This window comes from Mycobacterium sp. 4D054, assembly GCF_052245755.1.
Taxonomy (GTDB): domain Bacteria; phylum Actinomycetota; class Actinomycetes; order Mycobacteriales; family Mycobacteriaceae; genus Mycobacterium.
Window position 1 is genome coordinate 1 of sequence record NZ_JBQQCF010000064.1, and the last position, 22,501, is coordinate 22,501.

The 22,501-nt window shown below is 65.0% G+C and carries 25 protein-coding genes and 1 tRNA gene; 11 read left to right on the forward strand and 15 right to left on the reverse strand.

What is annotated here, in order from left to right; genetic code table 11:
• Window positions 1-88 precede the first annotated feature (88 nt).
• The 4 genes from ACTWP6_RS27325 to ACTWP6_RS27340 form a co-directional block, all read right to left on the reverse strand.
• Complete coding sequence (locus ACTWP6_RS27325; protein WP_443189348.1) at window positions 89-736, reverse strand: phage major capsid protein; 648 nt, start codon at window positions 734-736, stop codon at window positions 89-91.
• Between the two features lie 115 nt (window positions 737-851).
• Entirely contained in the window at window positions 852-1,286 is a 435-nt protein-coding gene (locus tag ACTWP6_RS27330; RefSeq protein ID WP_443189349.1) for a hypothetical protein, read from the reverse strand.
• Window positions 1,287-2,621 (reverse strand): phage portal protein, encoded by a 1,335-nt coding sequence (locus ACTWP6_RS27335; RefSeq protein ID WP_443189350.1) that lies wholly within the window; start codon window positions 2,619-2,621, stop codon window positions 1,287-1,289.
• Complete coding sequence (locus ACTWP6_RS27340; protein ID WP_443189351.1) at window positions 2,618-4,081, reverse strand: terminase; 1,464 nt, start codon at window positions 4,079-4,081, stop codon at window positions 2,618-2,620. Before ACTWP6_RS27340 ends, ACTWP6_RS27335 begins: the two co-directional genes overlap by 4 nt.
• Window positions 4,082-4,096: 15 nt before the next feature.
• Between ACTWP6_RS27340 and ACTWP6_RS27345 the strand changes: the two genes are divergently transcribed.
• Entirely contained in the window at window positions 4,097-4,297 is a 201-nt protein-coding gene (locus tag ACTWP6_RS27345; RefSeq protein WP_443189352.1) for a hypothetical protein, read from the forward strand.
• A gap of 539 nt (window positions 4,298-4,836) precedes the next feature.
• Here the strand turns inward: ACTWP6_RS27345 and ACTWP6_RS27350 are convergent.
• The 8 genes from ACTWP6_RS27350 to orn all read right to left on the reverse strand — a co-directional run bounded on the left by ACTWP6_RS27350 (window position 4,837) and on the right by orn (window position 8,337).
• Window positions 4,837-5,391, reverse strand: coding sequence for a hypothetical protein (locus tag ACTWP6_RS27350; RefSeq protein ID WP_443189353.1), 555 nt, complete (start codon window positions 5,389-5,391; stop codon window positions 4,837-4,839).
• A 152-nt stretch (window positions 5,392-5,543) separates the two neighbouring features.
• The gene (locus ACTWP6_RS27355) at window positions 5,544-5,771 is read right to left on the reverse strand and encodes a hypothetical protein (RefSeq protein ID WP_443189354.1); all 228 of its coding nucleotides are present in this window, start codon (window positions 5,769-5,771) and stop codon (window positions 5,544-5,546) included.
• Window positions 5,764-6,030 (reverse strand): hypothetical protein, encoded by a 267-nt coding sequence (locus tag ACTWP6_RS27360; RefSeq protein WP_443189355.1) that lies wholly within the window; start codon window positions 6,028-6,030, stop codon window positions 5,764-5,766. Before ACTWP6_RS27360 ends, ACTWP6_RS27355 begins: the two co-directional genes overlap by 8 nt.
• Window positions 6,031-6,169: 139 nt before the next feature.
• Window positions 6,170-6,577, reverse strand: coding sequence for a hypothetical protein (locus ACTWP6_RS27365; RefSeq protein WP_443189356.1), 408 nt, complete (start codon window positions 6,575-6,577; stop codon window positions 6,170-6,172).
• A gap of 266 nt (window positions 6,578-6,843) precedes the next feature.
• Window positions 6,844-7,176, reverse strand: coding sequence for a hypothetical protein (locus tag ACTWP6_RS27370; protein ID WP_443189357.1), 333 nt, complete (start codon window positions 7,174-7,176; stop codon window positions 6,844-6,846).
• Window positions 7,176-7,367 (reverse strand): helix-turn-helix domain-containing protein, encoded by a 192-nt coding sequence (locus tag ACTWP6_RS27375; RefSeq protein ID WP_443189358.1) that lies wholly within the window; start codon window positions 7,365-7,367, stop codon window positions 7,176-7,178. The genes ACTWP6_RS27370 and ACTWP6_RS27375 overlap by 1 nt, the downstream gene beginning before the upstream one ends.
• Window positions 7,368-7,601: 234 nt before the next feature.
• Window positions 7,602-7,674, reverse strand: a tRNA-His gene (locus tag ACTWP6_RS27380).
• 27 nt (window positions 7,675-7,701) lie between these two features.
• Window positions 7,702-8,337, reverse strand: coding sequence for an oligoribonuclease (gene orn, locus ACTWP6_RS27385; RefSeq protein WP_260754395.1), 636 nt, complete (start codon window positions 8,335-8,337; stop codon window positions 7,702-7,704).
• Between the two features lie 82 nt (window positions 8,338-8,419).
• Between orn and ACTWP6_RS27390 the strand changes: the two genes are divergently transcribed.
• On the forward strand, window positions 8,420-10,033 hold the full coding sequence (locus tag ACTWP6_RS27390) for a DUF853 domain-containing protein (protein ID WP_260754393.1): 1,614 nt from the start codon (window positions 8,420-8,422) through the stop codon (window positions 10,031-10,033).
• 82 nt (window positions 10,034-10,115) lie between these two features.
• Here ACTWP6_RS27390 and cmrA read toward each other — a convergent pair whose 3' ends face one another.
• Window positions 10,116-10,922, reverse strand: a complete 807-nt coding sequence (gene cmrA, locus ACTWP6_RS27395) for a mycolate reductase (RefSeq protein WP_260754392.1) — start codon at window positions 10,920-10,922, stop codon at window positions 10,116-10,118.
• 25 nt (window positions 10,923-10,947) lie between these two features.
• On the opposite strand from cmrA, the gene ACTWP6_RS27400 reads away from it, so the two are divergent.
• Entirely contained in the window at window positions 10,948-12,273 is a 1,326-nt protein-coding gene (locus ACTWP6_RS27400; protein ID WP_260754391.1) for an MFS transporter, read from the forward strand.
• Here ACTWP6_RS27400 and ACTWP6_RS27405 read toward each other — a convergent pair.
• Window positions 12,270-13,106, reverse strand: coding sequence for a hypothetical protein (locus ACTWP6_RS27405; RefSeq protein WP_396884589.1), 837 nt, complete (start codon window positions 13,104-13,106; stop codon window positions 12,270-12,272). The genes ACTWP6_RS27400 and ACTWP6_RS27405 overlap by 4 nt on opposite strands.
• 130 nt (window positions 13,107-13,236) lie before the next feature.
• On the opposite strand from ACTWP6_RS27405, the gene ACTWP6_RS27410 reads away from it, so the two are divergent.
• From ACTWP6_RS27410 to ACTWP6_RS27420, 3 genes are all read left to right on the forward strand, one after another.
• On the forward strand, window positions 13,237-15,063 hold the full coding sequence (locus tag ACTWP6_RS27410; RefSeq protein WP_260758194.1) for an alpha/beta fold hydrolase: 1,827 nt from the start codon (window positions 13,237-13,239) through the stop codon (window positions 15,061-15,063).
• A gap of 86 nt (window positions 15,064-15,149) precedes the next feature.
• Window positions 15,150-15,353, forward strand: coding sequence for a hypothetical protein (locus ACTWP6_RS27415; protein WP_260754388.1), 204 nt, complete (start codon window positions 15,150-15,152; stop codon window positions 15,351-15,353).
• A gap of 47 nt (window positions 15,354-15,400) precedes the next feature.
• Window positions 15,401-15,556, forward strand: coding sequence for a hypothetical protein (locus ACTWP6_RS27420; protein ID WP_260754386.1), 156 nt, complete (start codon window positions 15,401-15,403; stop codon window positions 15,554-15,556).
• Window positions 15,557-15,560: 4 nt separating this feature from the next.
• Here ACTWP6_RS27420 and ACTWP6_RS27425 read toward each other — a convergent pair whose 3' ends face one another.
• The gene (locus tag ACTWP6_RS27425; protein WP_260754383.1) at window positions 15,561-16,178 is read right to left on the reverse strand and encodes an SACE_7040 family transcriptional regulator; all 618 of its coding nucleotides are present in this window, start codon (window positions 16,176-16,178) and stop codon (window positions 15,561-15,563) included.
• A 93-nt stretch (window positions 16,179-16,271) separates the two neighbouring features.
• On the opposite strand from ACTWP6_RS27425, the gene ACTWP6_RS27430 reads away from it, so the two are divergent.
• The 5 genes from ACTWP6_RS27430 to ACTWP6_RS27450 all read left to right on the forward strand — a co-directional run bounded on the left by ACTWP6_RS27430 (window position 16,272) and on the right by ACTWP6_RS27450 (window position 22,379).
• On the forward strand, window positions 16,272-17,822 hold the full coding sequence (locus ACTWP6_RS27430) for a carboxyl transferase domain-containing protein (protein WP_443189359.1): 1,551 nt from the start codon (window positions 16,272-16,274) through the stop codon (window positions 17,820-17,822).
• An 83-nt stretch (window positions 17,823-17,905) separates the two neighbouring features.
• Window positions 17,906-19,888 (forward strand): ATP-binding protein, encoded by a 1,983-nt coding sequence (locus tag ACTWP6_RS27435; RefSeq protein ID WP_443189361.1) that lies wholly within the window; start codon window positions 17,906-17,908, stop codon window positions 19,886-19,888.
• 30 nt (window positions 19,889-19,918) lie between these two features.
• Window positions 19,919-21,079 (forward strand): acyl-CoA dehydrogenase family protein, encoded by a 1,161-nt coding sequence (locus tag ACTWP6_RS27440; RefSeq protein WP_260754380.1) that lies wholly within the window; start codon window positions 19,919-19,921, stop codon window positions 21,077-21,079.
• Entirely contained in the window at window positions 21,079-21,573 is a 495-nt protein-coding gene (locus tag ACTWP6_RS27445) for a MaoC family dehydratase (RefSeq protein WP_260754379.1), read from the forward strand. Before ACTWP6_RS27440 ends, ACTWP6_RS27445 begins: the two co-directional genes overlap by 1 nt.
• A 2-nt stretch (window positions 21,574-21,575) precedes the next feature.
• On the forward strand, window positions 21,576-22,379 hold the full coding sequence (locus ACTWP6_RS27450; protein ID WP_443189360.1) for an HpcH/HpaI aldolase/citrate lyase family protein: 804 nt from the start codon (window positions 21,576-21,578) through the stop codon (window positions 22,377-22,379).
• Window positions 22,380-22,501: the final 122 nt, after the last annotated feature.

Genomic DNA, 22,501 nt, shown 5'->3' on the forward strand with positions numbered 1-22,501 from the left:
ATCAAACGAACAGATGAAGGGACCACCGACGCGACGCGCCGGTGGTCCCATAACTGGCAATCCAGGTGGTCCCATCACCCTGGCAAAATCAGCTCACACTGGTCCCATCCTCCTGGCAGACGACAAACAAGTACTGGTTGTAGGTAGCGACACCGTTCGTCTCGTCGGGCACGGCAATCTTCAGCTTCCGCAGTTTGGCGAAGCTGTCAGATGCCATCACCCAATGCGAAGGGGTGACCTTGTTCGCCTGGGCGGTGGCAAGGCCGTCGATCAGTGAGTCGGCGTCGGCGAGATCCAGCACGCCGGTGGCAATGCCGGTAGCCCGCAGAATGCCCTTGATGGTGTTCGACGTTCCCGTGCCATCCCACAGGGCGGCGTCCAAAGCGTTCGCCACATCGGTAACGAGGCGGGTCCGCAAGGTCTGTTCCAAAGCTACAACACTCTGACGTGCCATCTCATTGGAGAAGCGCACCAGCACCTTCAGTGACTTAAGGGTGGAGGGCAGCAACGTGACTTCATCGAAAGATACGTCACCATCGGTGATCTGGGCACCTTCAGCGACGAAGCCAGCGGTCACACCAGAGGCGATACGCGGGATGCGAAGCTGATCAGAGGTGTCGAAGATCTGCGGGCCGGCAGCAAGGAATGTGCTCGCCTGCTCCAAGGGCTGCACCAGCAGGTTAGCAACCTGGGACTGAAGCAACGTGGTGTTGCCTGAAGTGACCTCAATGGCCATTGATTGTCCTTATCGGATTCTTGAAAGTGAAACCCGCGCATCAGGCACGGATGATGGATCTGGGCACCAGGCCCCGGAAGGATGCAGAGGCACCTGACCTCCTACATCTATTGTCTCACAGCCCTTTCAGGGCCTGAAGTAGAGAGAAGGGCTGTTCACCCTTGCCGCGACTACCTTGTCCCACATCGCCTGTGATCTTCCGGGCTTTCAGGTGGGGCTTAGATTCGGTGAGGACGTCAATCGCTATGTCGAGTGCTTCGGGGTCGTCCAACAGATCGGCGTTGTATTCCAGGTCGGTTGGGTCGGAGAGCTTTCCGGTTGCGGCAACCTTGGCGAGGAACAGTGCCCTGCTGAGCTCGTCTACACGAGTTTCAGCGGTCTTGGCGCGGTCGCGGTATCCGGCGCTCTCCTTGCGCAGACCCTCAACATACTCACGAGAGAACGTGTCTGTATTCGCTTGTGCCGAATCGGTGTCAGTCTCGGGCGTATCCACCTCGGTGAGGTTGGTTTCGTCCGTCTCTGTGTCAACTGGGGCGTCGTTTTCGTCCACTTATCCCATTCCCATCTGAAGGCGAAGGTAGCTGTCCATTTCGGCACGCTGGCCGGTACGGATCTCTGCCTCGCGGTCAGCCATGATCTTTTGAATTTCGTCTTCGTTGTGCCCGAGCTTCGCCAAGGCGTAGGTGACGGGATAGATCCCCGCCTGCACGGCCTTCACGGTGGCGTCCATTTCCTGTGCGACAGAGCGAGTATCGGCGGGTGCCCACTGCACGCGGACGGGGATGTCGTCGGGCTCACCGCCGTCACGGATCGCCAACAGGAGCTGAGCCAGTCGTTCATGCCCTGTCCCGTAATGCAGTTGTTTGGCCTCCACCCGCGAAACAAGCGCAGCCTCAGCAGCTCTGAGCGCATCAGCCGATGTCACCGAATTCTGCAGAACACCAACGTAATGAGCCGGCAATCCGGTGACCATCTGAACCTGAGACATAATCACCCGCACCAACGATTCAAAGGCGTTGAGGTCGGCTGCGTCCAACTGGCCAAACCGGCTGTCTGCGTCGTCGGAGATCCACGTTTTCAACCGATCCTCGGTAAGCGGGTTGACCAACTCCACCACCGGCTCGCCCTCGTCCAGGACCGGGTTGCCGTCATCGTCTAGGACCGGACGTTCCTCGGGGCTGATACCGCTGGCCCAACGGCGCGGGAAAGCCGCACTCTCGCTGGCGGTCAGCCCGTCAAGCAGAGCCTTGTTCAACGCATCCTGAAGGGTGGTCACGTTGTCGATAACGCTGCGCTCACCCTCATGGCCAACCACCGCGATAGGCGGAACACCTAGCGGGTTCTCCACGGAATCCACCAGATAGAAACCCGCAGTGGAGGCACTCGGACTATCTACGCGCCAATGCTGAATTTCGTCACCGAAGTACAGCCACGCCTCCACAGCCTTGTCAGTGATCACCCTTTTGCAGCCAGAAACCACTTCGTCGGTGATGGGATCGCGCACGACCACGAAACGGTCAGGAGACTCGATACTGATGGACGGGCGTCCACGGTTGTCTTTCCATGCCGTCACGTACCCGCCGCCGTAGAGCAGGGCGTCACGGTGGACGTTGGTTGCCCGCTGATCGAAGTTGTTGGCAACGTACAGGTCCCATGCATCAGTGATGGTGAAGCCGGAAACCCGTAGCCGTTCCTGAATGCTGGTGACCGTGGTTTCACAGACGTTTGAGGAGATCCGGTCGAAGTTCTTTAGCGCCACCTTTTGATCTGCACTGAGGAAGCTCAACGGTGAGCGGCCCTCGTAGTAGTCCCGCAACCGGGCATAAAGATGCTGCGGAGCTAGGAGCGCCTGCAAATGGGCGACCAGCACATCGGGAGTTGTCAAAAGGAATACACCTTGCGTTTCTTCTGTGGGCGGGTGGCATACCAGGTGACCCGCGAGTGACACATCACGAGGGCGGCGCAGAGATCCACCTTGGCGGCGTTACGACTCCGCGAGGTCTTCCCAATCCGCAGCCCGTTATCGGTTTCCAGAACGGTGGAAGCAAGCACGTGTGAGCGGAAGGTCTCTTCGCCAGAATGGGTGAATGCTCCGTTTACCGCAGCGCTATGCAGATCGGTCGTAGCCCGCGTGACGCGGCTCGGACTCCACGGAAACTCACTGACGGTTAGACCTTCGCCGGCCAAAACCTGGAGCGAGCGAGCCCACCGGAATGGGTCGGCTACAAGCTCTCTCACATTCCACCGTTGACACGCCTGCCTGATGGATTCTTCAACCTCTAGAACTGGGACCGACCAACCGGGGGTGCCGGGATTGCTCCACACCTTCAGGGTGTCGAAGTGCGGCACCGAGCCGATCTGCCCGACGAGTAGCGCGGTGCAGTCCCGGTTGTGCGATCCGTCCAAGGCGACGACTACATCGGTGCCGCTAGGGATTCCAAGGCCCGTAGAGAGCCCGTCCCACACATCAGCGGGAATGAACGGTGCCTCATTGGTGGTGACCACCTGACAGAGTCTTTTGCGCCTGTATTCGCCGACTGTGGTCTGTTTCAGCAGTGCCACAGCCCGATCCCTACTCAGCAGGTCGTCTAGCTGGGGATTCGCTTTTTCTAGACAATGGACACACTCGGGCGGGTGATGCTCGAAACCGTCAGCGGAGAACTCGACGAACGCCATCGTCGGGTCGTCGGGATGGGCGCGGCAGGCATCCCGAAGATCAGTCAACACCGACGTATCCCTATTGGGCGGGGTCCCTATCCCCAGAGCCATCGCGCCATCGAGCTTCCCAGCGCCCAACAGCAGTGTCGACCACGTGTCGGAGTCGATCTCGCCTAGCTCATCAGCCAGGGCCAACGTCCACGTTCCGAGTCCCTCAATGCGTTTGGCCTCAGCAGGCAGGGCAGTCAATGTTGAACGCTTACCCGGTATCTCGATCCTGTCCCGGTAGAGAAGGCAGCGGGCGGACAACTCAGGGTTAAGTTCGACCATCTGAATTGCGGGTTTCAGCAGTCGCAGCGCCATCCGTTCATCGACGGCGACAATCGGGATCTCGTTACCGTCAGGCCCATCGAACACCGACCACAGGCCGAGTGCGGCGAGTAGCTGGGTTTTACCAGTACCCCTGGGGGCCATGATCCCGCCGACGACCGGACGCGGGTCGGGGTCCAGGAACGGGCGCAACATCTCAACCTGCCAGCCACGCAGGCGCATTGGTTTTCCGACACCGTGACCCTTGGGCACGATCAGAAACGTCTCAACCCAGGCGGCGAAACGCTCCGCGCCTCTGAGGTCGCAATCGAAGGGCAAAACGCTCTCGTCGGTGACGGACTTCGGACCCGCCTTCATGGCAAACTTTCAGCTATGGCAGTCAAGGTAACTTTGTCAAACGGGTCGTCCGAATCTTTCGACGGCGCAGGCGACGAATTCTTCGAACGAAAAGACGGCAAGTTGGCGATCCACCGCGAGGACGGAACGGTCAAAGTCTTCACTGCCGATACCTGGACTTCGGTTGACGGCAAGAGGAAATTGCCAGCGAAGCCGCGCGCAGGGGGAGTCTGGTGACCGGAGAGTAATTGTCCCTGCGCTTGGCGCGAACTGTGGGGTGAAAGCGCAGGTCAGGGGTAGTCCCCAGGGCCACTGGCTCGCCGCAAAGGTGCAGGTCGGGACCTATGGTTTCCCCGCGTGAAAACGACCTGCGGAAATGCGGCGTGCTCGTCGCGCACTGGTGGCTGCGATGCGGGCGTGCACGGCTGCCCGTTCCTCGTCGGTGCAGTTGTCTTTCCGCCGGCCATTGCAGGGTGCACACAGCACGCGCAGGTTCTCGATGACGTACCACGAGTGAGGCGTCCTCACGCGGGCTGACGATGTGGTCGACCTGGAGTCGTTCGGTGGAGCCGCATTGTTCGCAGAACGGCGAGGCAGAGCGTAGGCGTCTTGAGAGCTTCTGCCATCGGTTCGTGGACAGGGCGGGGTGGTGTGTGGCTGCGGCGGTGCGCTTGGGTTTACAGTCCGCGCAGCGGGATCCACAAGTCGTGAGTTCGCCGCACGCGATGCATGGCCGCTGGATAGTGGCGGTCATACTCGTAGATGACTAGGGCTTTTCACCATCTCCGTGTCCGCACAGACGATTCAGCGAATGCCTGCATGTACTCGTCGTATGAGGCATAGTCGTCGGGGTCTACAGCAGCGCCAACCGGGGTGATGATGAGATCAGTGGTGTCGACGGCATATTCGCGGTGAATGTCGCCTACGAAGAGTAGTGCCGAGCCGGGGGCGACGGTCGTCCACAGCATTGCCGGCCCAGATCCGTTCGAGCTTCGGCGCTGCTGCTTCGCATAGGCAAGCGCGACAAACGCATACTCGGACCACGCCCAACCTCGCCGGTACTGATATGGCGCGCCACGGAAGAGGCGTACGCTCTCGGGCGGGGATGCGGGCTGACCGTCATCTGTGAACCCCGCCGCATCGAAGATGTCGCGCCATTCCTCTGCCGCGAGAGCGTCATAGGGAAACTCACAGTCGTACCAAGCGAGCCGCGCATACTGCCGCAGGGTGGCGACGTTGATCAGTTGAAGCCGCCACGCTTCGAGCAGGAGGCGGGGCCGGTCGAAGCCTGAGACTGTGAAGTGGAGTAGCCGATAGTCATACTCGCTCATCGGTCCGGTTGTTTCGATGAGAAGCCGAATCGCCGAGGGGTCCAGCCGTCCAAACCAATGGGGTCGCTCCATCTGCCTACGTGGCAGGGTGAACCCTCTACGTCTTGCCCGCTGGAACAGGGCACGGTGGGCTTGGTCACCTACGCTGCGCACTATTCGCCGTACACCTTGAGTTCGTGCAGCAGTTCGCCGGCCTCAAGCTCGATGGTCTGTAACTCAATGGCTTTCGACACCAGGGCTGAGAGTTGTTCGCGGGTAAGGGCGAAGTGCAGCATTTGACCGGCCGAGGTGACCAGACTGAGCACCCGTTCGCAGTCGTCTTTGGAGGCGACGATGAATCCACCGAATCCGGCGAGTGTGGTCGCGGTGATGTCAGACAAACTGCATCCTCTTCTGGTTCTCTAGGTCGATCTTGATGACCTCGTGCCGAAACACGCATCGCCCGTCGCATGCGTCGTCGAGGCGGTCAACGGCGGCGTCCTCGTCGGTAGAGAGCAGCACGGCGGCGGGATACTCACACCAGTAGATCGTGGCGTACTCGCCGTTCCCTACGATGCTTGCTCGTGGCACCGCGCATTTGACGAAAGCTCTTGCGGTAGTGTGGTTCCGGTCGCAACGGTGACGGGTGTAGATCTTCATTGCGTCCCCGCTCCTACCCCAGAAGGTAGGTCGCTGATTGACCTACCTTTAGCCCCTAGGTAGGTCATTTACTGACCCACCTCGTGGTCACTGAGTGACCTACCTGCAACGCGCTGACCTGCACCTTTGTCGAGCCTCTCTATGATCTATCTTTAGAGGTGTCCAACTTGGCCTTACGGCTTTGTCGCAAATGCGCTTTGCGGTCATGCACTGAACATTTTTCATTTTCAGATCCCAGTCCCCCCTGGACGGCATGGGAGGGAACGACTAAGCATTCAGAACAGGACTCAGGATCTAGCCATTTGTTGCTAATGGCCGCACGGATCGCACGCTGGACGTTGCTCTTGTCGGCGGGCTTGAAGCCGTCTTCGGTGGGCCGGCCAAGCAGCAGCGCCAGTTGACCTTTGGCAAAAATGGCATGTCCGTTGGCTTTATGCCGAGCAAACGCTAGGAACGATACACGCGCCCACATCGGCATATCCCGTTGTGCAGCACGTTCTTCCCAGACGCTCTGGTAGTGCATAGCGAATGGATTATCGAGACTCACACGGACACGTCCCGGCGTTGTGTCGCACCACTTAGACTGGCCTCCAGCAGGGCACGGATGTACCCCTGGCGAGTTAGGCCAAGGGATTCTGAATGGCTGCGCAAGCTATCGTTCAGTTTCGCAGGCAGACGAATGTAGATTGCTGGTCGATCCATGATTCTGCTCCAACATTGGTTACTACCAATGGGTTTAGGTGCGCGATGCGCGAGAATAGTTGCGAGAAAAGATATCTCGTCTTCTAGTTAAAGTATATCAGACAATTGCGATTAGCGATCCGGACCCCGGCGCTCCGCGAAACGCTTAAGGCAACCGACCGCAAGATCGACTAGTTGATCCCGTGAAAGCTTCTCATTCGCTGCGATTAGCTCGTCAGCTTCGGCGTCGGTCATCGGACCAGTTAGTTCGCCCCTCTGGTCCCAGGCGGCAGAGGCCCTGTCAAGTGACTGCATGTTCGCAACTAGTCGCGCCATGAAGAAATGGCTGATCTTCGTTGTGTGCACTGAAACGGCGTCTCGGATGATTTCCGTATCGTCGGTGTATTTGACTGCCGTGTAGAGGCCTTCTAGGGCTGATTGCGCCGCTGCTGCGTCATCGCTCATCACAAACCCCCCACGGGTCGGCCAAGATTCTCTAAAGATCCTCGCTCAATCCTGATCAGCCGTGGACCGATTCGACGCGCTTTCAAGCGACCCTGCGCGATGTACCGGCGAACCGTTCGCGGATCGACGCCCAGGTGGTCCGCTGCGTGCTGAATTGACACAAGCGCATTTCTTTGTGAATTGGTAGCCATAACCTAAGTGTCTTGGCGTTCAGCATGGCGCTCACTGGGCGCAGCAAAGCCGCAGGCTGACCACGGTGCGACACGCCGAGCGGGAGGAATTGAGCACGCGCTCTGATCTGGGCTTTTCTAGCTGAATTGCCGCCCAGGTTGCGTCGGGCTTGTATCCCTTAAGGTTGCGTTAAGGGTGCAAGGGGTCCAGAAACGCAAATGGTGGGAGAGTCAAAAACCCTCTCCCACCTGCGGGGTGGCTGACGGGACTCGAACCCGCGACAGCCAGGATCACAACCTGGTGCTCTACCAACTGAACTACAGCCACCATCGCCGCGTGTGCGGCTTGGTCATACTAGCTGCTGTTGTCCTCTGGAGCCGAATCGCCATGGGCGACGGGCCCCAGCTCGGCCGCGACGGCGGCAATGTCGCTGGTCGACGGCCCGGGCGGCGGCACGAACGCGGTCTGCCGGTAGAACCGCAGCTCCCGGATCGACTCGTGGATGTCGGCCAACGCGCGGTGGGCCAGTCCCTTCTCGGGCTGCCCGAAGTAGATCCGCGGGTACCAGCGGCGGCACAACTCCTTGATGGAGCTGACGTCGATCATGCGGTAATGCAGGAAGTCGTCCAGCTTCGGCATGTCCCGCGCGATGAACCCGCGGTCGGTGGCAATCGAATTGCCCGCCAGCGGCGCGGTCTTGGCCTGCTTGACGTGCTCGTGGATGTAGGTCAAGACCATGTCCTGCGCGGTCGCCACGTCGACGGTGGACGCGCGCACCTCGTCGATCAACCCGGACTTGGTGTGCATCTGGGCGACGACATCGATCATCGACGACAGCGCCGCGTCGTCGGCGTGGATCACCACGTCGAGGCCGTCGCCGAGGATGTTGAGCTCCGAGTCGGTCACCAGCACTGCGATCTCGATGAGAAGGTCGGACTTCAGGTCGAGGCCCGTCATCTCGCAGTCGATCCACACCAGTTCGTCACGCACAGCGCTCAACAGTAAGCCCCCTTGCTGTCACGGGCTGACTACACCCGGCCAATCGCGCCTGGTCCCGGATAAGGTGCGACGCATGACCACCGAGCCGGCCGCGCCTGCCGCGCAGCAGATCGCCGCAGGTTACGCCGCCGACGGGGCGGCGCTGGAGCTGGGTTGCGTCGTCGTCGACGGGGTGTGTGATCCGGCGGCCCGGGTGCGCATCCCGCTGGCCACGCTCAACCGGCACGGCCTGGTCGCAGGTGCGACGGGCACCGGTAAGACGAAATCGCTGCAGGTGATCGCCGAACAGCTGTCGGCGGCCGGGGTCCCGGTGGTGATGGCCGACGTCAAGGGCGACCTGTCGGGCCTCTCAGCGCCAGGCCGGCCCGGCGAACAGGTGAACCAGCGCGCCGCCGACACCGGCGACAGCTGGGCCGCGACGGCCTATCCCGTGGAGTTCCTGTCAATGGGCACCTCGGGTATCGGGGTGCCGGTGCGCGCCACGATCACCAGCTTCGGCCCGGTACTGCTGTCGAAGGTGCTGGGCCTCAACCGGACTCAGGAGTCCACGCTGGGCCTGATCTTCCACTGGGCCGATCAACAGGGGCTGCCGCTGCTGGACCTCAAAGACCTGCGGTCGGTGATCCAATACCTGACCAGTGAGGACGGGAAGTCGCAGCTGAAGGCGCTCGGTGCGGTGTCCACGAGCACGGCGGGGGTCATCCTGCGGGCGCTGGTCAATCTGGAGGCCGAAGGCGCCGACACATTCTTCGGCGAGCCGGAACTCGAACCCGACGACCTGCTGCGGGTGGACGCGTCCGGCCGCGGGGTGATCACGCTGCTGGAACTCGGCAGCCAGGCCGCCCGGCCGGTGATGTTCTCGACGTTCCTGATGTGGGTGCTGGCCGACCTGTTCACCTCGCTGCCCGAGGTGGGCGACCTCGACAAGCCGAAACTGGTGTTCGTCTTCGACGAGGCCCACCTGCTGTTCGCCGATGCATCGAAGGCCTTCCTGGAGCAGGTCGAGCAGACGGTGAAGTTGATCCGCTCCAAGGGCGTCGGGGTGCTGTTCTGCACCCAGCTGCCCACCGATGTCCCCAAAGAGGTGCTCAGTCAGCTCGGCGCCCGCATCCAGCACGCGCTGCGCGCGTTCACCCCGGACGATCAGAAGGCGCTCACCAAGACCGTCCGCACCTACCCGAAAACCGACGTGTACGACCTGGAATCGGCGCTCACGTCGCTCGGGATCGGCGAGGCGGTCGTCACCGTGCTCTCCAAGAAGGGCGTGCCGACCCCCGTGGCCTGGACCAGGATGCGGGCGCCGCGCTCACTGATGGACACTATCGGACCCGAGGCGATCGCCGCTGCCTCGGCCGCCAGCCCGCTGCAGGCCGTGTACGGCCAGAGCATCGACCGGGACTCGGCATACGAACGGCTGGCCGCCCGGCTCGCGCCGCCACCTCCGGTCGCCGAGCAGCCTCCGGTCGCCGGGCAGCCTCCGGTCACCGGGCAGCCTCCGGTCTGGGTGCCGCCGACGGTGGACATGCCGCCGATGCCGGCGCCCGCCGAACCCGCCGGACCGGGATTCCTCGAGACCGTGATGGACAGCCCCGCGTTCAAGAGCGCGATGCGATCGGCGGGCACGGTCATCGGCCGGGAGATCACGCGAAGCATCTTCGGCACCGGCCGCCGCAAGCGCAGGCGCTGACTCGCGCCGAAATCGCATTCCACGCGGCGAAATCGCGGTCATCCGCGCGTGGAATGCGATTTCGGCGGGAAAAGGGGCGGGGTCAGTCGCCGCCGAGCTTCTTGTACACCGCGCCGACGATCGGCGCCACGATCGCGCGCGGGGCGTAGCCGCTGGCCGCCGACATCGCCTTCGACGTGACGCCGGGCACGACGCGCATCTTGTTGCGCTCCAAGCCATCCAGTGACACCTTGGCGGTGTACTCGGTGTCGATCCACAGGAAGTCGGGGATCAGCCGCTCGACGAGCGACTGTTCGTCGGGGTCAGGCAGCTCGGTGCGCACCGGGCCCGGCGCGAGCACGGTGACGTGCACCCCGGCCGATTTCACCTCGCCGCGCAACGACTCGCTGAACGTGTTCGCGAAGGCCTTCGTCGCGGCGTACGTCGCGTTGTTCGGGATCGGTGAGTTACCGGCGGCCGAGCCCGAGATCAGGATCCCGCCGGCACCGCGCTCGACCATGCCCGGCAGCACCGCCAGCACCAGGTCGTGCACGCCGAGAACGTTGAGCTGCACCTGCTTCCGTTCCTCGGCGGGGTCCAGGGAGGCGACTGCACCGAACGTCGCGGTACCGGCATTGGCGCACAGGATGGAGATGTTGCGGTGGGCCAGCTCGTCGCAGAACGCGCCGCGCGCCACCGGATCGGCAAGGTCGACGGCACGCACCTCGACCGTCACGCCGTAGCTGTCGCGCAGGCGCTCGGCCAGCGCTTCGAGCACCTCCTCCCGACGCGCGGTGATGATCAGGTGGTGGCCCCGGCGGGCGAGTTCGACGGCGAGTGCTTCACCGATGTTCTGGGACGCACCTGTGACGACGGCGCGGGCATCCGCACTGGGAGCAGGGACGGGCATGGGCCGGACTATATCGTGAGCGTCCATGAGCGAGGTGTCGCCCGCGACCGGGCAGTCCGCTGACGCCGCGACACGCTCGCGGGTGTTGGCCTGGGCGTTGTGGGATTTCGGGGCCACGGCCATCAACGCGGTCGTCATCACCTTCGTCTTCACGGTGTATCTGACCGCGACGGTCGGGGACGACCTCCCCGGCGACACCAGTCCGGCGAGCTGGCTGGGCCGCGCCTTGGCGCTGGCCGGCCTCGTCGTCGCCGTGCTGGCGCCGGTGACCGGCGTGTGGGTGGACGCACCGGCCCGCCGCCGACGTGCGCTGGCGTTGCTGACCGGGCTGGTCGTGGTGATGACCGCGTCGATGAGCCTGATCCGCGACGACCACCGCTACCTGTGGCCCGGGCTGGTGCTGCTGGCTTGCACGGCGGCCTGCAGCGAGTTGGCCACCGTGCCCTACAACGCGATGCTGCGCGAGCTGTCGACGCCGTCCACGTCGGGCCGCATCTCCGGATTCGGTTTGGCGCTGGGCTATTTCGGCAGTGTGCTGGCGCTGCTGGTGGTCTACGTCGGCTTCATCGCCGGCGACGGGGACACCCGCGGGCTGCTGGGGCTGCCCGCCGAGGACGGGTTGAACGTGCGGGCGGCCATGCTGCTGGTCGCCGCGTGGTTCGCACTGTTCGCGCTACCGTTGCTGATCTCGGTGCCGCGCGTGCCCGGTCGTGAGCGCTCGACCCGGGTGGGGTTCACCGGGGCTTACCGCCGTCTCTGGACCGACATCCGCCAGGAGTGGCGGCGCGACCGCAACTTCGTCTACTACCTCGGCGCGAGCGCGGTGTTCCGAGACGGGCTCACCGGGATCTTCACGTTCGGCGCCGTGCTCGGGGTGAACGTTTACGGGGTGTCCCAGGCGGACGTGCTGCTGTTCGGTGTCGCCGCATGCGTGGTCGCGGCGCTGGGCTCGGTGATCGGCGGTCGCGCCGACGACCGGGTGGGTTCCAAACCCGTCATCGTGGTGTCGCTGGCCTCGATGATCGTTGTGGGTCTGGTGATGATGGCGCTGTCCGGGGCTTCGGCGTTCTGGGTGTGCGGCCTGCTGCTGTGCCTGTTCATCGGCCCCACCTTGTCTTCGGCGCGCACGCTGATGTTGCGCATGTGCGCGCACGGCAAGGAAGGGGTGACGTTCGGCCTCTACACGACGGCGGGGCGTGCGGTGACGTTCCTGGCCCCGTGGTTGTTCTCGCTGTTCATCGACGTCTTCGACAGTCAGCGCGCGGGCATGGGCGGTCTGGTGGTGGTGCTGACGCTCGGTCTGCTGCTGTTCCTGCCGGTCCGCGTACCTCGGCGGATGCGACCGGCTTAGCGCTTCGGGGTGCAGATGGTCAGGCCGATCCCGGTGCGCTGGTCGAGCTGCGCGCCGTTCAGCGTGATCGAACAGGTCACCTCGCGCCCGACATTGATGATGCTGATGCTCGCCGAATCCTCGCCGGGTCGGGGCAGCGCAACCTCCTTGCTCCACGGCAGCATGACGTTGAACTCGGTCTGCAGCAGCCCGCCGGTGTCGACGTAGGTGATGTTGATGGCGCGCCCGTTGCCGTCGACGGTGTAGACGACGGTGTCGGTGGCGCCCGGCACCCTCGGTGCGGTGGGCGAAGTCCGCGGCGTGCTCGGCAGCGTGGGAACGGGCAGCACCGGCGTCGTGGGCCTGGTAGTCGGTGTGCGCGACGTCGTCGGCGGGGACGGCGTCGTGAACGTCGGCTCCGGCGCCGACGGCAACGGAGCCACGACCGTCTGTTGCCGCGAGCTGTTGACGATCACCAGTGCGATCACCAGGCCGATCACCAGCAGCACCGCCACTCCCGCGACGATCCACAGCCAGCGCGGCGACTTCGGTCCCTCCGGCGGCGGCTCGGACCCCTGGCCCGGCGGCTGCGGCGACGGATACTGCCCCGTCGCGTACGGGTCGTACCCGTACGGCGAGTAGGCGGGCATGCGCTCTGTGGGGCGGGGCGCCGACGGCGGCTGATACGCCTGGCCGTACGGCGTCTGGCTGGCGTACGCGGGATCGGAGTAACCGGAATAACCGGGATGGCCCGGCTGCTCCTCGCGTCCGCTCCAGCCGGATTGCTCCTCGCGTCCGCTCCAGCCGGATTGCTCCTCGCGTCCGCGGCCGAAGGGTGACTCCGTCATGCCCACCTCATGGCTGCAGGGTACCTGTGCGACCGCTCAAGGCGCCCCGGCGCCGGTCCACCCCGTCATCACGCCTGCCGACCGTGCACAATCGGGAACCGTGGCAGAACAGGTACGCCGGATATACGGCGCGTCGATGTCTCCCGACGCCACCGCGTTCGCCCATCTCGTCGACGACGGCGGGTACCCGCGGGCGGTACAGCGGTTCCTGCGTGGGTGGCGGGCGAGCTCGTCGCGCGACGTCGAGCTCCCCGTCGAGGGCTCCGTCACGCGGGTGCTGCACTCCGCCGACGGGCACTGGTTGGCGTGCCAGGTGGCCCCCGAGGGTGGCAGTCGCAGCCAGATCTGGGTGGTGACAACGGATCCTGACGACCGCGACGCGCGCAGGATCGACAGCTGGCCCGAGGGGGTGGAAGGCACCGCCGAGCTGATCAGTTGGGACGGATCCCTGGTCGCTGCGATCCTGACCGGAGAAGACGGGGTGGGCAGCTCATGTCTGCTCGACCCGTCCGGTGGGCCCGTCACGGTGCTGGACCGCCGCTCGGGCGGCCGACTCGTCGATGCCTGGGCCGGGGCATCGCTGGTGCGGGTCGGGCCCCGCGGCTATCGCGAGCTCATCATGCTGCGTGGTCTCACCGAAACCGCCTTGCTGCCATACGATCCCGGGTCCACCACCGACACGGGGATCATTCTCGACGACCACAGTCCGCGCCGGTTGCGTTCCGGGCCCGACGGCGAGACCACCGAGCTCTACCAACCGGCCAAGGAGTACGGCCTCAACAGCACCGAAGGCTATGTGCGTGCGCTGATCCGCAGCGAGAACGGAGCTCAGCACGCCCGCCTGCTGGAGGTGATCGTGACCGCGGACGGGGTGTCCTACCAGGTGTTGGCCGAGAGGCCGGGCTACGAACTCGATGAGTTCGTCGTCAGTGACGATCTGTCGACGGTGGCGATGTTGTGGAACCTGCACGGCGCCAGCGAATTACAGATCCTGGAGTATGCCGACTACACGCTGCACGACCCGATCCCGCTGCCCGGCATGGTGGCCGGCGAGCTGAGTATCAGCGCCGGCGGGTCGATGCTGGCTCTGACCGTCGAGGGTCCCTCCAAGCCGCCGACGGTCGAGCTGGTCGATCCGCGCACCGGTGAATGGCAGCTGGTCGACCGCGAACCGAGCAGTGGTCCGGTATCGGCTGACCCCACGCTGGAGACGATCATCGCCCGCGACGGGTTGACCTTCAGCGGTTGGCTGTTCCGTCCTCCCGACGGCGTGGACACGATCGGCGCGATGCTGTTCCTGCACGGAGGACCCGAGGGACAGGGTAGGCCGGGCTACAACGAGTTCTTCCCGGCGCTGCTGGACAAGGGGATTTGCGTCTTCCTGCCCAATGTGCGCGGTTCGGGCGGGTTCGGCAGGGCCTTCATGCACGCCGACGACCGCGAGCGCCGGTTCGCCGCAATCGACGATGTCGCCGACGCGGCCCGCTTCCTGGTGGGTAACGGGTACGCCCCGGCCGACCGGGTGGCGTGCTGCGGCTGGTCTTACGGCGGCTACCTGACCCAGGCGGCACTGGCGTTCCATCCCGACGAGTTCGCTGCCGGGATCAGCATCTGCGGCATGAGCGATCTGAACACCTGGTACCGCAGCACCGAACAATGGATCGCCGCCGCGGCGTACCCCAAATACGGGCACCCCGTCAGTGATCAGGACCTGCTCGACCGGTTGTCCCCGCTGCCGCGCGCGGCCAAGATCACCGCGCCGCTGCTGCTGGTGCACGGCCTCAACGACACCAACGTGCCCCCGAGCGAGTCGCAGCAGATGTACGACACGCTGACCGAGCTCGGCAGGCCTGTGCAGCTGTTGACGTTCGACGACGACGGCCATGAAATCGACAAACGCGAGAACCGTGCCGTGTTGCGAAAAGCCATGACCGCGTGGCTGACCGACGCTTTCGCCGATTGACCTGTCGCCGCCGAGGTTTACCGCAATTTTCTGCGGGGTAAATCTCAGCTGCGCGCCACAAGGCCGCGCAGACGGAGGAGGCACGCATGCGAGGAGCTCTCGGCGTCATTGTGCTCGTCTGGTTATTGATCGGCGTCTTCGCCGCATATCAGCGTGACTATTTCAGTGGTGGTGAAGCCAATTGCGCCACGGCCGGAAGCATTGCACTAACGGTGGTGGCGGGGCCACTGAATTACGCGGGAGTCAATCCGAAGGTGACGGATTGCAATGTCCCCGAACCCAGCCAGTAAATCGCTGACTGGATAACTGAATTAAAACTGGAAGGAAGAGTGACATCATGATCGTCCTCGGTGCGATCCTGCTGATCCTGGGGCTCGTGTTTGGCATGTCCATCCTCACCTACATCGGTGTGGTCCTGCTGGTGATCGGCGCCGTGTTCTGGGTGCTCGGTTCCGTCGGGCGGCCGGTCGGTGGTCGAAAAGTCTGGTATTAGCGCTTCACGCGCGTAGGCCGGCCGAGGTCAGCGCCGCGACCGTCATCGTTCTGAGGACGGTCCGGAAGCTGGCCTCGGCCGTTTTCGTGAGGCCGGGTTTCACGCCGTGCGGCGTCGAGTTCAGCAGCCCGAACGCCGCGTGCGCCATCAGTCGCGCGTCCGCCTCGGTGAGTTCCGGGTTGCGCCGCCGCAGCACCTCCACCCAGATCTCGACGTACTGCCGCTGCTTGCGGCGAACCTGGCGTTTGGCCGCAGCGGGCAGGTTGCCGAGGTCGCGGTCCTGGATGCGGATCAGGTCGGGTTCCCCCAACGCGAAGTCCAGATGGAAGTCGATCAGCCTTTCCAGTGCGGCATCGGCGTCGGCGGCCTGCGCGACCACCTCGCCTCCGCCGGCCAGCAGGCGGGTGCTGATGCCCACCAGCAACTCCACCAGCAGCGCTTCCTTGTTGGGGAAGTGGCGGTAGATCGCCGGACCGCTGACACCGGCGGCCGCCCCGATGTCCTCCAGTCGCACCGCAAGATAGCCGTGTTCGGCGATCAGACGCTCGGCTGCGGCGACGAGTTGGCCGCGGCGGTCGGACTTGGCCCTGCTGCGTGGCGAGGTCGCGTCCGTGGTGGTCATGACGTGAACCTCCCGTCGGTGCTGGACATCATCAGTTAATGGTGCTTAACATACCACCCGGTTAGCCGTCATTAACTCAAAGGTGGTTCCCGGATGGCAGCGCGGACATCTCACCGCGACAGTCACGTCGCGCTGGTCGATCAGTTGCGGAGCAAGCTGGCTGCCGCGGCACTCGGCGGTCCTGAGCGCGCACGCGAGCGCCACGTCAGCCGCGGGAAATTGCTGCCGCGCGATCGCGTCGACGGTCTACTCGACCCGGGAAGCCCGTTCCTGGAGCTGGCCGCGCTGGCCGCCGACGGCATGTATGACGACGAGTGCCCGGGAGCGGGGATGATCGCCGGGATCGGCCGCGTCTCCGGGCGCGAATGCATGATCGTGGCCAACGACGCCACCGTCAAAGGCGGCACGTACTACCCGATCACGGTCAAGAAGCACCTGCGCGCCCAGGAGATCGCGCTGCAGAACCGTCTGCCGTGCATCTACCTGGTGGACTCCGGTGGCGCGTTCCTGCCCCGCCAGGACGAAGTGTTCCCGGACCGCGAGCACTTCGGTCGCATCTTCTACAACCAGGCGACCATGAGTGCCAAAGGGATCGCGCAGATCGCCGCTGTGCTCGGCTCGTGCACCGCGGGTGGGGCCTACGTGCCGGCGATGAGCGACGAGGCCGTGATCGTCCGCAACCAGGGCACCATCTTCCTCGGTGGTCCGCCCTTGGTGAAGGCGGCCACCGGCGAGGTCGTGACCGCCGAGGAACTCGGCGGCGGCGACCTGCACTCCAAGGTGTCCGGCGTGACCGACCACCTGGCGCACGACGATCGCGACGCGTTGCGGATCGTCCGCAACATCGTGAGCACGCTGGCGCCCCGGGCCGAGCCGCCCTGGCAGGTGGCGCCGGCGGCCGATCCGGTCGCCGATCAGACCGAGCTCTACGACGTGGTCCCGGTCGACTCCCGGGTTCCCTACGACGTGCACGAGGTGATCACCCGCATCGTCGACGGTGGGGAATTTTCCGAATTCAAGGCCGAGTACGGCACCACGCTGGTGACCGGATTCGCCCGCATTCACGGGCACCCTGTCGGCATCGTCGCCAACAACGGGGTGTTGTTCGGCGAATCGGCGGTCAAGGGTGCACATTTCGTCGAGCTGTGCGACAAGCGCGTCGTACCGTTGCTGTTCCTGCAGAACATCTCCGGGTTCATGGTGGGGCGCGACTACGAGGCGGGCGGCATCGCCAAGCACGGTGCCAAGATGGTCACCGCCGTGGCGTGCGCGCGGGTCCCGAAGCTCACCGTGGTGATCGGCGGTTCCTACGGCGCCGGCAACTACTCGATGTGCGGGCGGGCGTATTCACCACGCTTTTTGTGGATGTGGCCCAACGCCCGTATCTCGGTGATGGGTGGCGAGCAGGCCGCCTCGGTGCTGGCCACCGTCCGCGGGGACATGACGCCAGAGGAGGAGGAGGCGTTCAAGGCGCCCATCCGCGCTCAGTATGAGGACCAGGGTAACCCGTACTATTCCACCGCCCGGCTCTGGGACGACGGTGTCATCGACCCCGCCGACACCAGAGATATTGTCGGACTGGCGCTTTCGGTGACCGCCCAGGCGCCTCTGGAGCCGGTGTCCTACGGCGTCTTCAGGATGTGAGGAATATGAACCACACGACGTTTCACATCCAGGGCGAGCGCAGCGACGGGATGTTTCACATCCAGGGCGAGCGCAGCGACGGGATGTTTCACACCGTCCTGGTGGCCAACCGGGGCGAGATCGCCGTTCGGGTGATCCGGACGTTGCGCGCCATGGGAATTCGCTCTGTGGCGGTGTTCAGCGACGCTGACGCCGGCGCCCGGCACGTCGCCGAGGCTGACGTGGCAGTGCGGATCGGGCCCGCGCCGGCGCGGCAGAGCTACTTGTCGATCGATGCACTGCTGTCGGCCGTCGAGCGCACCGGCGCCCAGGCAGTGCATCCCGGGTACGGATTCCTGTCGGAGAACGCACAATTCGCCGAGGCGCTGCAACACGCCGGGATCACGTTCATCGGCCCGCCGGTGTCGGCGATCCAGATCATGGGCGACAAAATCTCGGCCAAGGCCGCGGTGTCGGCGTTCGGGGTTCCCGTGGTGCCGGGCATCTCCCGTCCCGGTCTCACCGACGACGACCTGATCGCCGGTGCGGCCGAGGTCGGCTTCCCGGTGCTGATCAAGCCCTCCGCGGGAGGCGGAGGCAAGGGCATGCGCGTGGTGCACGAAGCCGCGGACCTAGGTTCCGCCTTGGCCAGTGCTCGTCGCGAGGCAGCGTCGGCGTTCGGTGACGACACGCTGTTTCTTGAACGGTTCGTGCTCAATCCCCGCCACATCGAGGTCCAGGTGCTCGCCGACACCCACGGCAATGTGGTGCACCTCGGTGAGCGCGAGTGCAGTCTGCAGCGTCGCCATCAGAAGGTCATCGAAGAGGCCCCGTCACCGCTGCTGGACGCCCAGACCCGTGCGCGTATCGGCGCGGCCGCCTGCGACACCGCGCGCAGCGTCGACTACACCGGTGCCGGCACCGTCGAGTTCATCGTGTCCGCCGACCGCCCCGATGAGTTCTTCTTCATGGAGATGAACACCCGATTGCAGGTCGAGCACCCGGTCACCGAGATGGTCACCGGGCTGGATCTGGTCGAACTGCAGGTCCGTGTCGCCGCGGGGGAGAAGTTGCCGGTGGCGCAGGAGGACATCCGCCTCGACGGCCACGCCATCGAGGCCCGTGTGTACGCCGAGGACCCGGACCGCAACTTCCTGCCCACCGGGGGCGATGTTCTCGCGCTGCGCGAACCCGCCGCGCCCGGCGTGCGGGTGGATTCCGGACTGAGGCGCGGCACGGTGGTCGGCAGCGACTACGACCCGATGCTGGCCAAGGTGGTCGCCCATGCCGGGGACCGGCCCGGCGCTCTGCGCGCTCTCGATCGGGCGCTGGGCGATACCGCGGTCCTGGGACTGACCACCAATGTGGAGTTCCTGCGCTTCCTGCTGGCCGATCCCGACGTGGTCGCCGGAAATCTCGACACCGGGCTGCTGGATCGACGGCTGCCGGATTTCGCGCCGGCGCCGGCGACGGATGCGGAACTCGTCGCGGCGGCGGCCTATCGATGGCTGCGGTCATGGCCGGGGGCGCCGGCGAGTCCGTGGGAGGTGCCGTCGGGCTGGCGGATCGCCGGGCATGCCCCGACGCCGATCCGGCTGCGGGCGGGGGAACGCACCGACCACGTCTGGCTGACCGGCACACCCCAGGAGGCCACGGCCACCGTCGAGGGCGGCGAAAGCCGTACGCTGAGTGCGACTCTGGCCGCCGGCCTGCTGGCCGTCACCCTCGACGGGGTGCGCACGGAGTACCTCGTCGCCGGAGCCGGTCATCAGGTGTGGCTGGGCGGTGCGGGACGGGTGACACTGGTTGAGGAGGTCCGGGAAGCCCCCGTGCGGCCCGACGACGCCCACAGCGGCGACGCCGAACTGACCAGCCCGATGCCGGGCGCGGTAGTCGCCGTCGGGGTGGAGGACGGTGCCACGGTGACCGCCGGGACCGTCGTGGTCACTGTCGAGGCGATGAAGATGGAGCACGCGCTGTCCGCCCCCGTGGACGGAGTGGTCGACCTGCTGATCGGTGCGGGCGAACAGGTGAAAGTGGGCCAGGTGCTGGCCCGGATAACGGCAACCGAGGAGCCGCAGTCATGACAGTCCAGCGAGAAGCGGAGCGAATCGCGCATGAACAATAACCTGGCCACCGGGACACTTCCCGACCATTACGAGCAGCTGGCCAAGACCGTGCGGGATTTCGCGCAGAGCGTGGTGGCGCCGGTCGCGGCCAAGCACGACGAAGAGCACTCGTTCCCGTACGAGGTGGTCTCGGGGATGGCCGAGATGGGGTTGTTCGGCCTGCCGTTCCCCGAGGAGTACGGCGGCATGGGCGGCGACTACTTCGCGCTGTGCCTGGCGCTCGAAGAGCTGGGTAAGGTCGACCAGAGCGTGGCGATCACCCTGGAGGCCGGCGTCTCGCTGGGTGCGATGCCGGTCTACCGGTTCGGCACGGAGGCCCAGAGGCAGGAGTGGCTGCCGCTGCTGGCGAGCGGAAAGGCTTTGGGCGCTTTTGGTTTGACCGAAGCAGGCGGAGGTAGTGACGCTGGGGCGACGAAGACGACCGCCCGGCTCGACGACGGACACTGGGTGATCAACGGGTCCAAACAGTTCATCACCAATTCGGGAACCGACATCACCAAGCTGGTCACGGTCACCGCGGTCACCGGGGAGACCGGCGGCAAGAAGGAGATCTCGTCGATTCTGGTGCCGGTGCCGACACCGGGGTTCACCGCCGAACCGGCCTACAACAAGGTCGGTTGGAACGCGTCGGACACCCACCCGCTCAGCTTCGACGACGTGCGTGTGCCCGAGGAGAACCTGCTCGGCGAACGCGGCCGCGGCTATGCCAACTTCCTGCGGATCCTCGACGAGGGTCGGATCGCGATCGCGGCGCTGTCGGTCGGTGCCGCCCAAGGATGCGTCGACGAAAGCGTGAAGTACGCCAAGGAGCGGCACGCCTTCGGCCGGGCGATCGGTACCAATCAGGCGATCGCGTTCAAGATCGCCAGGATGGAAGCCAGGGCGCACGCCGCCCGCGCGGCTTACTACGACGCCGCCGCGCTGATGCTCGCGGGCAAGCCCTTCAAGAAGGCCGCCGCGGTGGCCAAGCTGGTCTCGAGTGAAGCGGCGATGGACAACGCCCGCGACGCCACGCAGATCTTCGGCGGCTACGGGTTCATGAACGAGTATCCCGTGGCACGACACTACCGCGACAGCAAGATCCTCGAAATCGGCGAGGGCACAACGGAGGTGCAGCTGATGCTGATCGGGCGGGAGCTGGGTCTGTAATGAGCGATGTGACCCCGAAGACGATCGTCGTCCAGCGCGGGCTCTGGTTCGAGGAGTTCGAGACCGGCGTACTCTACCAGCACCGGCCGGGGCGCACGATCACCGAGGCCGACAACGTCTTGTTCACCACACTGACGATGAACACTCAGGCGTTACACCTTGACGCCGCGTTCTCGGATGCGTTGCCGCCGTTCCACCAGCGCCTGGTCAACTCGATGTTCACGCTCTCGACGCTGGTCGGTCTGTCCGTCGCGCAGCTCACGCAGGGCACCATCGTCGGCAATCTCGGTTTCGGTGAGGTCGCATTCCCGAAGCCACTGTTCCACGGTGACACGCTGTACGCCGAGACCGAGGTCGTCGACAAGCGGGAGTCCAAGAGCCGCCCGGGCGAGGGCATCGTGACCTTCGCCCACACCGGCCGCAACCAGCACGGCGACATCGTGGCCACGGCGTCGCGCAAGACCATGGTGCGCAAGCGCCCCGAAGGAGAGTGACGATGGCACTGGCTGTCGGTCCCGCGTGGTTGTTCTGCCCGGCTGACAGGCCGGAGCGATTCGAGAAGGCCGCTGCAGCAGCCGATATCGTGATCCTCGATCTGGAGGACGGTGTGGCTGCCAAGGATCGCGAGGCCGCGCGCAAAGCGCTCGTCGACACCCCGTTGGATCCGGCGCGCACTGTGGTGCGGGTCAACCCCGCCGGCACCCCCGACCACGAACTCGACCTCGAGGCGCTGGCCGGCACGTCGTACACGACGGTGATGCTCGCCAAGACCGAGTCACCGGAGCAGGTCGCCGCGCTCGCCCCCCGGCAGGTCGTGGTGCTCATCGAAACACCGCTCGGTGCGCTCAATGTGGTCGACCTGGCGCGCGTGGACAACGCGTACGCCCTGATGTGGGGTGCCGAGGATCTGTTCGCCGTGCTCGGCGGGACGGCCAATCGCTACCCCGACGGCTCATACCGCGAGGTGGCCCGCCACGTGCGTTCGCAGACGTTGCTGGCCGCCAAGGCGTACGGCCGGCTGGCGTTGGACTCGGTGTATCTCGACATCAAGAACCTCGACGGCCTGCGTGCCGAGGTCGACGACGCCGTCGCGGTCGGGTTCGACGCCAAGGTGGCCATCCACCCGTCTCAGGTCGCGGTGATCCGGGCCGGCTACACACCCACCGATGGCGAGGTGGAGTGGGCCCGCCGTGTCCTCGACACCGCGCGCACCCAGCGAGGCGTTTTCCAGTTCGAGGGTCAGATGGTCGACATGCCGGTGTTGCGGCGCGCCGAGCGCATCGTGGCTCTGGCGCCCTAGGAGTCTGCTGAATTAATCCGGCGTGGTGGCGGGGTTTGTGGCTGGGTTCTCGAGATGATTAATGGATGCAGGGGCATTCTGAGGATCAGCGTGAGCTGTTGGATGCGGAGTCGGTTGCCGGG

Bases quoted from the DNA above. Each gene is read 5' to 3' on its own strand.
- ACTWP6_RS27420 (WP_260754386.1), top strand. From the start codon at position 15,401: ATGATCGTCCTCGGTGCGATCCTGCTGATCCTGGGGCTCGTGTTTGGC.
- ACTWP6_RS27430 (WP_443189359.1), top strand. From the start codon at position 16,272: ATGGCAGCGCGGACATCTCACCGCGACAGTCACGTCGCGCTGGTCGAT.
- ACTWP6_RS27415 (WP_260754388.1), top strand. From the start codon at position 15,150: ATGCGAGGAGCTCTCGGCGTCATTGTGCTCGTCTGGTTATTGATCGGC.
- ACTWP6_RS27425 (WP_260754383.1), bottom strand. From the start codon at position 16,178: ATGACCACCACGGACGCGACCTCGCCACGCAGCAGGGCCAAGTCCGAC.
- ACTWP6_RS27390 (WP_260754393.1), top strand. From the start codon at position 8,420: ATGACCACCGAGCCGGCCGCGCCTGCCGCGCAGCAGATCGCCGCAGGT.
- ACTWP6_RS27410 (WP_260758194.1), top strand. From the start codon at position 13,237: ATGTCTCCCGACGCCACCGCGTTCGCCCATCTCGTCGACGACGGCGGG.
- ACTWP6_RS27325 (WP_443189348.1), bottom strand. From the start codon at position 736: ATGGCCATTGAGGTCACTTCAGGCAACACCACGTTGCTTCAGTCCCAG.
- ACTWP6_RS27450 (WP_443189360.1), top strand. From the start codon at position 21,576: ATGGCACTGGCTGTCGGTCCCGCGTGGTTGTTCTGCCCGGCTGACAGG.
- ACTWP6_RS27400 (WP_260754391.1), top strand. From the start codon at position 10,948: ATGAGCGAGGTGTCGCCCGCGACCGGGCAGTCCGCTGACGCCGCGACA.
- ACTWP6_RS27370 (WP_443189357.1), bottom strand. From the start codon at position 7,176: ATGAGCGATGACGCAGCAGCGGCGCAATCAGCCCTAGAAGGCCTCTAC.
- cmrA (WP_260754392.1), bottom strand. From the start codon at position 10,922: ATGCCCGTCCCTGCTCCCAGTGCGGATGCCCGCGCCGTCGTCACAGGT.
- ACTWP6_RS27435 (WP_443189361.1), top strand. From the start codon at position 17,906: ATGTTTCACACCGTCCTGGTGGCCAACCGGGGCGAGATCGCCGTTCGG.
- ACTWP6_RS27350 (WP_443189353.1), bottom strand. From the start codon at position 5,391: ATGAGCGAGTATGACTATCGGCTACTCCACTTCACAGTCTCAGGCTTC.
- ACTWP6_RS27375 (WP_443189358.1), bottom strand. From the start codon at position 7,367: ATGGCTACCAATTCACAAAGAAATGCGCTTGTGTCAATTCAGCACGCA.
- ACTWP6_RS27340 (WP_443189351.1), bottom strand. From the start codon at position 4,081: ATGAAGGCGGGTCCGAAGTCCGTCACCGACGAGAGCGTTTTGCCCTTC.
- ACTWP6_RS27440 (WP_260754380.1), top strand. From the start codon at position 19,919: ATGAACAATAACCTGGCCACCGGGACACTTCCCGACCATTACGAGCAG.
- ACTWP6_RS27445 (WP_260754379.1), top strand. From the start codon at position 21,079: ATGAGCGATGTGACCCCGAAGACGATCGTCGTCCAGCGCGGGCTCTGG.
- ACTWP6_RS27345 (WP_443189352.1), top strand. From the start codon at position 4,097: ATGGCAGTCAAGGTAACTTTGTCAAACGGGTCGTCCGAATCTTTCGAC.
- ACTWP6_RS27360 (WP_443189355.1), bottom strand. From the start codon at position 6,030: ATGAAGATCTACACCCGTCACCGTTGCGACCGGAACCACACTACCGCA.